The 9831-nt window shown below is 74.9% G+C and carries 5 protein-coding genes; all 5 read left to right on the top strand.

The features are described 5' to 3' along the window. Positions 1-5150, top strand: a 5150-nt coding sequence (locus tag CCN44_RS15445; protein ID WP_143649772.1) for a type I polyketide synthase, incomplete at its 5' end; no start/stop codon positions are given. 42 nt (positions 5151-5192) lie between these two features. Beyond that, positions 5193-6020 carry an arylamine N-acetyltransferase family protein gene (locus CCN44_RS15440; protein WP_086697952.1) on the top strand — a complete coding sequence of 276 codons (828 nt, stop codon included), beginning with the start codon at positions 5193-5195 and terminating at the stop codon, positions 6018-6020. Positions 6021-6076: 56 nt separating this feature from the next. Further along, positions 6077-7420: an NAD(P)/FAD-dependent oxidoreductase gene (locus CCN44_RS15435; protein ID WP_059246577.1), complete on the top strand. Its 1344-nt coding sequence runs from the start codon at positions 6077-6079 to the stop codon at positions 7418-7420. Between the two features lie 123 nt (positions 7421-7543). Beyond that, positions 7544-8620, top strand: a complete 1077-nt coding sequence (locus CCN44_RS15430) for a 3-dehydroquinate synthase family protein (protein WP_059246578.1) — start codon at positions 7544-7546, stop codon at positions 8618-8620. Continuing rightward, positions 8617-9831, top strand: a 1215-nt coding sequence (locus tag CCN44_RS15425; RefSeq protein WP_086697951.1) for a 3-deoxy-7-phosphoheptulonate synthase, incomplete at its 3' end; no start/stop codon positions are given. The genes CCN44_RS15430 and CCN44_RS15425, both read left to right, overlap by 4 nt.

The following is a 9831-nucleotide window of genomic DNA, read 5'->3' as shown; positions in this document are numbered from 1 at the left end:
CGGCGTGCGGTGCCGGCGGTGCCGGCGAGGGTGCCGGTGAGTTCGGCGAGGAGGGGGCGGCCGACGAACCGATCGCCGTCATCGGCATGGCCTGCCGCTTCCCCGGCGGCATCGCCTCACCGGAGGACCTGTGGCGGCTGGTGGCCGAAGGCCGGGACGCCGTCGGCGAGTTCCCCGCCGACCGCGGCTGGGACGTCGAGAAACTCTACGACCCCACCCTGGACCGCCCCGGCACCAGCTACACCCGGCACGGCGCCTTCCTGTACGACGCCGGCGACTTCGACCCGGCGTTCTTCGCCATGGACGACGAGGAGGCCCTGGTCACCGACCCCCAGCAGCGGCTGCTGCTGGAGACCTCCTGGGAGGCGCTGGAGCGCGCCTCCATCGACCCCGCCGGCCTGCGCGGCTCCGACACCGGCGTGTTCGCGGGCGTCATGTACCACGACTACTTCGGCAGCTTCGGCTCCGGCAGCGTGGTCTCCGGCCGCGTCGCCTACACCCTCGGCCTGGAGGGCCCGACCCTGAGCGTCGACACCGCCTGCTCCTCGTCGCTGGTGGCACTGCACCTGGCCGCGCAGGCACTGCGGCAGGGCGACTGCTCGCTGGCGCTGGCCGGGGGAGTGACCGTCATGGCCACCCCGGGCACCTTCGTGGAGTTCAGCCGGCACCGGGGCCTGTCCCGGGACGGCCGCTGCAAGCCCTTCGCGGACGCCGCCGACGGCACCGGCTTCGGCGAGGGCGCCGGCGTCCTGCTGCTGGAACGGCTCTCCGACGCCCGCCGCAACGGCCGGAGGATCCTCGCCGTGCTGCGCGGCATCGCCGTCAACCAGGACGGCGCCTCCAACGGCATCAGCGCCCCCAACGGCCCCGCCCAGCAGCGCGTCATCCGCCGCGCCCTGGAAGCGGCCGGCGTCCCGGCGGCCGAGGTCGACGTGGTCGAGGCGCACGGCACCGGCACCACCCTCGGCGACCCCATCGAGGCCCAGGCGCTGATCGCCACCTACGGCGCCGAGCACACCGAGGACCGCCCGCTGTGGCTCGGCTCGGTCAAGTCCAACCTGGGCCACACCCAGGCCGCCGCCGGTGTCGCCGGTGTCATCAAGATGATCGAGGCCCTGCGCCACGAGACCCTGCCGGCCAGCCTCGGCATCGACCGGCCCTCCCGGCACGTGGAGTGGGAGGGGAGCAACGTCCGGCTGCTCACCGAGGCCCGCCGCTGGCCCGACCCCGGCCGCCCGCGCCGCGCCGGTGTCTCCTCCTTCGGTATCTCCGGCACCAACGCACACGTGATCATCGAGGCCGCGCCCGCCGGGGAACCCGCCGAGGAGCCCGCCGCCCCGACCACCGACACCGTGCCCTGGCTGCTCTCCGGCCACACCCCGGACGCCCTGCGCGCCCAGGCCGCCCGGCTGCTGGAACACCTGGCCGCCGCCCCGGACACCGACCCGCACCGCCTGGCCGGCGCGCTCGCCCACGCCCGCGCCCGGCACGTCCACCGGGCCGCCGTCCTCGGCCGCACCCCCGGCGAACTCACCGCCGGAGTCCGGGCCGTGGCCGAGGGCCGCACACCGCAGGCCGGTGTCCTCGGCACCGCCACCGACGGCCGGCTCGCCTTCCTCTTCTCCGGCCAGGGCTCCCAGCTGCCGGGCATGGGCACCCGCCTCGCGGCGGTGTTCCCCGCCTTCGCCGCCGCCTTCGACGAGGTCCGGGCCCACCTCGACCCGCTGCTGGACCGCCCGCTCGCCGACGTCCTGGACTCCGCCGAGCTGCTGGAGCAGACCGCGTACACCCAGCCCGCGCTGTTCGCCGTCGAAGTCGCCCTGTACCGGCTGCTGGAGTCGTTCGGCGTCCGGCCCGACCTGCTCGCCGGGCACTCCGTCGGCGAGTTCGCCGCCGCCCACGTCGCCGGCGTCCTCGGCCTCCGGGACGCCTGCACCCTCGTCGCGGCCCGGGGACGCCTCATGCAGGCCCTGCCCGCGGGCGGCGCCATGATCGCCGTACGCGCCGCGGAGGACGAGATCACGCCGCTGCTGCGCGACGGCGTGGGGATCGCCGCCGTCAACGGGCCCGAGTCCGTCGTCGTCTCCGGCCCCGCCGGCCCGGCCCGCGCACTGGCCGCCCGCTTCGAGCGCACCCGCGAACTCGCCGTCAGCCACGCCTTCCACTCGGCGCTGATGGAGCCGATGCTGGACGAGTTCCGCGAGGTCGCCGCGTCCCTGTCGTACGGCACGCCGAGCATCCCGCTGGTGTCCACCCGCACCGGCGCCCCGGCCGCCCCCGACGAGCTGTCCACGCCCGAGTACTGGGTGCGGCACGCCCGCGAGGCCGTCCGCTTCGCCGACGCCGTCACCGCCCTGCACGAGGCCGGCGCACGGAACTTCGCGGAGGTCGGCCCCGGCAGCGCGCTGACCGCCGCGGCCCGCGCGTGCCTGCCCGAGGAGACGGCCGTCGTACCGCTGCTGCGCAAGGACCGGGAGGAGACCGAGGCCCTGCTCACCGGGCTCGCCGCCCTGCACGTGCACGGCCGGACGGTCGACTGGACACCCCTGCTGCCCCACCGCGACGGCTCCGACCTGCCCACCTACGCCTTCCGGCGCAGCCGCTACTGGATGACCGGCGACGTCGGCCTGCCCCGCCCGGCCGCCGACCACCCGCTGCTCGGCACCGCCGTGGAACTCGCCGGCGCCGACGGCACCCTGTACACCGGCCGGCTCTCCCTCGCCGACCAGCCCTGGCTGGCCGACCACCGCATCGGCGGAGTGCCGCTGCTGCCGGGCACCGCCTACGTAGAGATGGCCCTCGCGGCCGGCGCCCGCGCCGACTGCGGCACGGTGGAGGACCTGACCGTCACCGAACCGCTGCTGCTGCCCGAGGACGGCGCCGTCCGCCTCCAGTGCACGGTCGGCGAACCCGACGCGACCGGCGCCCGCGCCCTGCGCGTGTACGCCGCCGCGGCCGACGGCGACCCGTGGACCACCCACGCCACCGGCGTGCTGCGGCCCGCCGAGGAGCGGCCCGGCCCCGACCTCACCGCCTGGCCGCCGCCCGGCGCCGAACGCGTCGAGATCACCCCGGAGGACTTCTACGCCGGACTGCGCGACCACGACTACCACTACGGCCCCGTCTTCCGCGGCCTGCGCGCGGTGTGGCGGCGCGGCGAGGAACTCTTCGCCGAGATCGCCCTGCCCGAGCAACAGCGGGACTCCGCGACGGAGTTCGGCCTCCACCCCGCCCTCCTCGACGCCGCCCTGCACACCAAGGCCTTCCTGAGCAGCGGCGAGCACCGCACGATGCTGCCGTTCGCCTGGAACGGGCTCACCCTGCACGCCTCCGGGGCCGCGGCGCTGCGGATCCGGGTGGCCCGGCCCGCCCCGGACGCGCTGTCCCTGGAAGCCGCCGACGAGACCGGCAGCCCCGTGCTCAGCGCGGACTCGCTGGTGTTCCGCCCGGTCGCCGCCGAGCAGCTGCGCACCACGGGCGGCGGCGACATGCTCTTCGGCGTCGACTGGGTCCCGCTGCCCCGGCCCGAGGGCACGGACACCCCGCCCTGGCTCCGGGTGTCCACCGCGGAAGAGGTCGCGACCCTCGCCGAGGACACCCCGGACGGCGCCGTACTGCCCCGCGCCGTCGTCCTGGAGGCCGCGGCCACCGGCCCCGACGACACCCCCCTCGCGGTGACCGAGCGCACCCTGGAGGTCGTCCAGACCTGGCTGGCCGGCGGCGGCCTGGAGGACACCCGGCTGGTCGTGCTCACCCGGGGCGCGGTGCCCGCGGGCGGCGACGAGACGGTCACCGACCCGGGCGGCGCGGCCGTCTGGGGGCTGATCCGCGCCGCACAGGCCGAGAACCCGGACCAGATCATCCTGCTCGACACGGACACCGAGGACCCCGGGGAGGTGCTGGGCGCGGTCCTGGCCACCGGCGAACCGGAGCTGGCGGTGCGGGGTGCGGCGCTGTACGTGCCGCGCCTCGCCCGGGTCGCCCCCGCCGCCCCGGCCGAACCGGTGCTGGACCCCGACGGCACGGTCCTGATCACCGGCGGCACCGGCTCCCTGGCCGGACTGCTGGCCCGGCACCTGGTGACCCGGCACGGCGTACGGCACCTCGTCCTGGTCAGCCGCAGCGGCCTGGCCGCCGACGGGGCACCGGAGCTGGTCGCGGAGCTGGCGGCGCTGGGTGCCGAGTCGGTCGCGGTGCCCGCCTGCGACACGACCGACCGGGACGCGGTGGCCGCCCTGCTCACCGGGCTGACCGGGCCCCGCCTCACCGCCGTCGTGCACGCCGCCGGCCTCTACGACGCGGGAGTCGTCGGCGAAATCGAACCCGAGCGGCTGGCCCGGGTGTTCGCCCCCAAGGCGACGGCCGCACAGCACCTGGACGAGCTGACCCGGGAACTCGTCCCGGACCTGGACGCGTTCGTCGCCTACTCCTCGGTGTCCGCGGTCTTCCTCGGCGCCGGCACCGGCAGTTACGCGGCGGCCAACGCCGGCATGGACGCGCTGCTGGCGCGCCGCCGGGCGGCCGGCTTCCCGGCCCAGTCGCTCGCCTGGGGCCTGTGGGAGCAGACCACCGGCATGGCGGCCGGCGCCGACGAACGCGTCCGCGGCCGGCTCAGCCGCCGCGGCGGCGTCCTCGCCCTCACACCCGAGGAGGGCATGGAGCTGTTCGACGCGGCACTGCACAGCGACCGGACCCTGCTCGTGCCGGCCAAGGTCGACCTGCGGGGCCTGCGCGCCGACGCCACCGCCGGGGCCGCCGTGCCGCCGCTGCTGCGCGGACTCGTCCGCGCGGGCCGGCAGTCGGCGCGGGCCGCCGTCACCGGGGACGAGCGGCGCCGGCTCGCCGAACAGCTGGCCGGGCTGCCGGCGGGGGAGCGGGCGGAGGCCCTGCTGGAGCTGGTGCGCACCCAGATCGCCGTCGTCCTCGGCTACGCCGACACCCACCGGGTCGACGCCGGCCAGGGCCTGTTCGAGATCGGCTTCGACTCGCTGACCGCCCTCGAACTGCGCAACCGGCTCGGCGAGCTGACCGGCACCAAGCTCGGCGCGGGCCTCGTCTTCGACCATCCGACGCCCGCGCTGATCGTCGCCCACCTGACCGAGCGCATGTACGGCGAGGACACGACCGGGCCCGTGGCCCTGTCCGTCTGAGGCGTCCACCCACCGCACCGACCGAAGGGAGCAGATGACCGCATGTTCGACGTGGATGCCTACCTCCGCCGCATCGGCTGGACCGGGCCGGCACCGAGGCCCGACCTCGACACCCTGCGCACCCTGCACAAACAGCACCTGATGACCCTGCCGTACAACATCGCGGGACAGGGCTTCACCGACGGCGTCCACCTCGTGGACGTGGACGAGGACGAGGTGTTCCGCACCGGGATCATGGAGGGACTGGGCGGCACCTGCTTCCAGCTCAACCGGCTCTTCCACCGGCTCCTGTCCGAACTGGGCTACGAGGTCTCCCCGCTGGCCGCGAGCACCGCCGAGGGCCGGGAGAACTTCGGCACCGAGATCGAGCACATGTTCATCCGGGCGGTCCTCGACGGCGAGGAGTGGCTCGTCGACGTCGGCTATCCCGGACCGTCGTACCTGGAACCCCTGCGCGTCAGCGACGAGGTGCAGACCCAGTACGGCTGCCAGTACCGGCTCGTCCGCGGGCGCGGCACGGACGGCGAGGACGACCGGGACGGCGGTGAGATCGCCCTGCAACGCCGCGGACGCGTCACCCGGTGGGGCACCGTCTACACGTTCCGGCTGCGGGCCCGCCAGTGGCACGACTGGAAGGACCTGGAGGACCGGGCCCGCGCCCACCACGCCACCGCCCGCGCCGCCGACGACAGTCAGGGCGTCCTGTGCGGGCGGACGTTCCACAACGGCCAGGCCGTCCTCAAGGGCCGCCGGTTCCTGGTCGTCCGGGACGGCCGCGAACGCGTCCGCACCGTCGTGGACGACGAGGAACACCGCAGGCTCGTCGCCGCCGTCCTCACCGGCGACCCCGACCCCGCCGACCTCGCGTGACCGGGCGGCGGACCCACCCGACCAACGGCACCAGCAACCGACCGGAAGGACATTCCATGAGCAACAACTCCGCCGACGTCGTCGTCATCGGTGGCGGACCGGCCGGCGCGGTGAGCGCCTACGTGCTGGCCAAGGAGGGGCACTCCGTGGTCCTTCTGGAGCGCGAGGAGAACCCCCGCTTCCACATCGGCGAGTCACTGCTGCCGTACATGATGGGCCTGTTCGACCGGATCGGCATCCGGGAGGCGGTCGAGACCAAGGGCTACGTGCCCAAGTTCGGCGGCGAGTTCATCGACCCGACCGAGACCAAGTTCTTCTCCGGCGTCTTCCGCGCCGACTTCGGCAAGCAGGGCGAGGGCCGCTACGACCGGGCGTTCCAGGTCGAGCGGGCCAAGTTCGACCGCATGCTGGTCGAGGAGGCCGGCAAGGCCGGCGCCGAGATCCACTTCGGTGCCGCTGTCGGCGAACTGCTGATGGAGGGCGACCGCATGGTCGGCGTCCGCTACACCAAGGACGGCGAGGAGCACGAGGTCCGCTCCACGTACGTCGTCGACGCCAGCGGGCGCTCCGGGCGCATCGCCAACAAGTTCGGGCTGCGCAAGACGCTCGACAAGCTCCGCATGGTCGCGGTGTTCCGCCACTACGACGGCCTGGACGAGAAGCACAACCTCGGCGTCGAGGGCGACATCCAGGTCGGCGCGCACGCCGACGGCTGGGTGTGGGCCATCCCGCTGTCCAAGGACGTCATCAGCGTCGGCACCGTCATGCCCCGCGACGTCTTCCGCGCCTCCACCCCGGAGAAGGTCTTCGAGGAGCACCTCGCCCGGGTGCCGCGCATCACCACCCGGCTGACCGGCACCCGCCCGATCATGGACCTCAAGATCGAGACCGACTACTGCTACCACACCGACACCGTCACCGGCCCGGGCTGGCTCATGGTCGGCGACGCCGGCTGCTTCGGCGACCCCATGTTCTCCGGCGGTGTCCTCGTCGCCTCCGCCACCGCGGTCCGCGCCGCCGAGAACCTGAGCCGGGCCCTGAAGAACCCGCAGGACGCCGACCGGCTGATCGCGGAGTACGAGAACTTCTTCAAGACCGGCTACGACACCTACATCCGGCTCATCCACGCCTTCTACGACGGTGAACTCGTCGCGGTCGCCGCCGACGCCGGCCGCACCACCGACCGCGACACGCTGGAGCGCTACCTGATCCGGCTGATCGGCGGCGACTTCTGGAGCGAGCACAACGCCGTCGCCCAGGAGATGCGCCGACGCACCGAATGGGACACCTTCGCGCCGTTCGAGCGGGTCTACGGCTGCCCGTCCTACCCGCACCTGGACGAGCAGGACCGCAAGGAACGCGCCGAGTCCCGCATCCGCCGGGTCACCGCCGGCCAGTAGCCCCACGGGGCAGCGGCCCTCCGGGGCCCGTCCGCCCCGGAGCCCGGCCGGCCGCGGTGTGCCGCCGGCCGGGCCCCGGGCGACCGACCGAGTCCGCGCGCTACCGAACAAGGTGAGGCGGAAGTGACAAGAAAAGTCCCGGTGCGCTTCGGCGACCGGTCCTATGAAGTGCTCATCGGCCCCGGAGTGCGCTCCGCCCTGCCCGGCATCATCGCCGGGCTCGGCGCCCGGCGGGTCGCCGTGGTCTCGGCCCGCCCCGTCGAGTGGGTGCCCGACACCGGAGCGGAGACGCTGCTGCTGCCCGCCCGGGACGGCGAACCGGACAAGAACCTCGCCACCGTGGAGGCCCTGTGCGCCGCGTTCGTGCGGTTCGGGCTGACCCGCTCCGACGCCGTCGTCTCCGTCGGCGGCGGCACCACCACCGACGTCGTCGGACTCGCCGCCGCGCTCTACCACCGCGGGGTGCCCGTCGTCCATCTGCCGACCACCCTGCTCGCCCAGGTCGACGCCAGCGTCGGCGGCAAGACCGCCGTCAACCTGCCCGAGGGCAAGAACCTCGTGGGCGCCTACTGGCAGCCCGCCGCCGTCCTGTGCGACACCGACTACCTGACCACCCTGCCGCCCCGCGAGCTGCGCAACGGCCTCGGCGAGATCGCCCGCTGCCACTTCATCGGCGCCCCCGGCCTGCACGGACTGCCGCTCGCGGAACAGATCGCGGCCAGCGTGACGCTCAAGGCCGGCATCGTCTCCGCCGACGAACGCGACACCGGCCTGCGGCACCTGCTCAACTACGGCCACACCCTGGGCCACGCCCTGGAGGCGGCCACCGGCTTCGCCCTGCGGCACGGCGAGGGCGTCGCCATCGGCACCGTCTTCGCCGGCCTGCTCGCCGGCACCCTCGGCCGCATCCCGCCCGACCGGGTGCGCGAACACCGGGCGGTCGTCGCCTCCTACGGCCTGCCCACCGCACTGCCCGAGGACACCGAGCCCGGCACCCTGATCGAGCTGATGCGCAGGGACAAGAAGGCCCGCTCGGGCCTCACCTTCGTACTGGACGGCCCGGCCGGCGCGGACCTCGTCGCCGACGTGCCCGAACGGGCCGTCGCCGAGGCCCTGGCCCGGATGGAGCGCGTTCCCCTCGACCGGCTCGTCACCGGTGCCCCGGCCGGGGCCGCGGGAACGGAGGCGGCGGTGACATGACGTACACACCACGCTGGCCGCCCGGCACCCCGGGGCGGATCCGGCGGCGGGCGGTCGAGCGCACCCTCGCCGACCGGCTCGAAGCGGCCCTGGCCAGGCCCGCCGCCCAGCAGCCCGGCTGGCCGGACCCGGACCGGGCCCAGGCCGTGGTCCGCCGGCTGACCGCCGGCGAACCCCTCGTCACGCCCGCCGAGACCCGGCGGCTGCTCGACCGGCTCGGCGCCGTCGCCCGCGGCGAGGCCCTCCTGCTGCAGTCCGGCGACTGCGCGGAGACCTTCGCCGACAGCACCGAACCCCACCTGCGCGCCAACCTCGGGCTGCTCCGGCGGATGGCGCTGGTCCTCACCCACGCCGCCGGCCTGCCCGTGGTCACGGTGGCCCGCGCCGCCGGACAGTACGCCAAGCCCCGCTCCGCGGCCGTCGACGCCGACGGGCTGCCCGTGTACCGGGGCGACATCGTCAACTCCGGCGAACCCGACCGGGCGGCCCGCACCCCCGACCCGGAACGCATGGCACGGGCCCACCGCCACGCCCGGGAGGCGATGACCGTCGTCCGCCGGCTCGCCCGCGGCGACCTCGCCGACGCGCACGCCCTGCACGAGGAGAACCGGCGCTTCGTCAGCACCGCGCCGGGAGGCCGCCGGCACCGGGCACGGGCCGCCGAGATCGGCCGCGGGCTGCGCTTCATGGCCGGCGTCGGCGCGCCCGCCCCCCGGCTCGGCGAGATCTGGACCAGCCACGAGGCCCTGCTGCTGGACCACGAACGCACCCTGCTGTGGGTCGACCCCGAGGGCCCCGAACCCCAGCTGTCCAGCGGGCTCGCCCACTTCCTGTGGATCGGCGAGCGCACCCGGCACCCCGACGGCGCGCACATCGCCTTCGCCGAACTGCTGGCCAACCCCATCGGCGTCAAGATCGGCCCCGGTACGACCCCGGAACAGGCCGTGGAGTACGTGCGCCGCCTGGACCCGCACGGCGTGCCCGGCCGACTCACCCTGATCAGCCGGATGGGCCACGACCGGGTGCGCGAGGTGCTCCCGCCGATCGTGGAGAAGGTCACCGCCTCCGGCCGCCAGGTGATCTGGCAGTGCGACCCCATGCACGGCAACTCCCGGACCACCGCCGCCGGTTACAAGACACGGCACTACGACCACATCCTCGACGAGATCACCGGCTTCCTGGAGGTGCACCGGGCGCTCGGCACCCACCCC

Source organism: Streptomyces tricolor (assembly GCF_002155905.1).
Classification (GTDB): Bacteria; Actinomycetota; Actinomycetes; order Streptomycetales; family Streptomycetaceae; genus Streptomyces; species Streptomyces tricolor.
The sequence above is the reverse complement of the archived record's forward strand: the minus strand, read 5'-3'. Positions and strand labels throughout refer to the sequence as shown.

Excerpts from the sequence above, each read along its gene's own strand:
- CCN44_RS15440 (WP_086697952.1), top strand. The coding sequence starts at position 5,193 with ATGTTCGACGTGGATGCCTACCTCCGCCGCATCGGCTGGACCGGGCCG.
- CCN44_RS15435 (WP_059246577.1), top strand. The coding sequence starts at position 6,077 with ATGAGCAACAACTCCGCCGACGTCGTCGTCATCGGTGGCGGACCGGCC.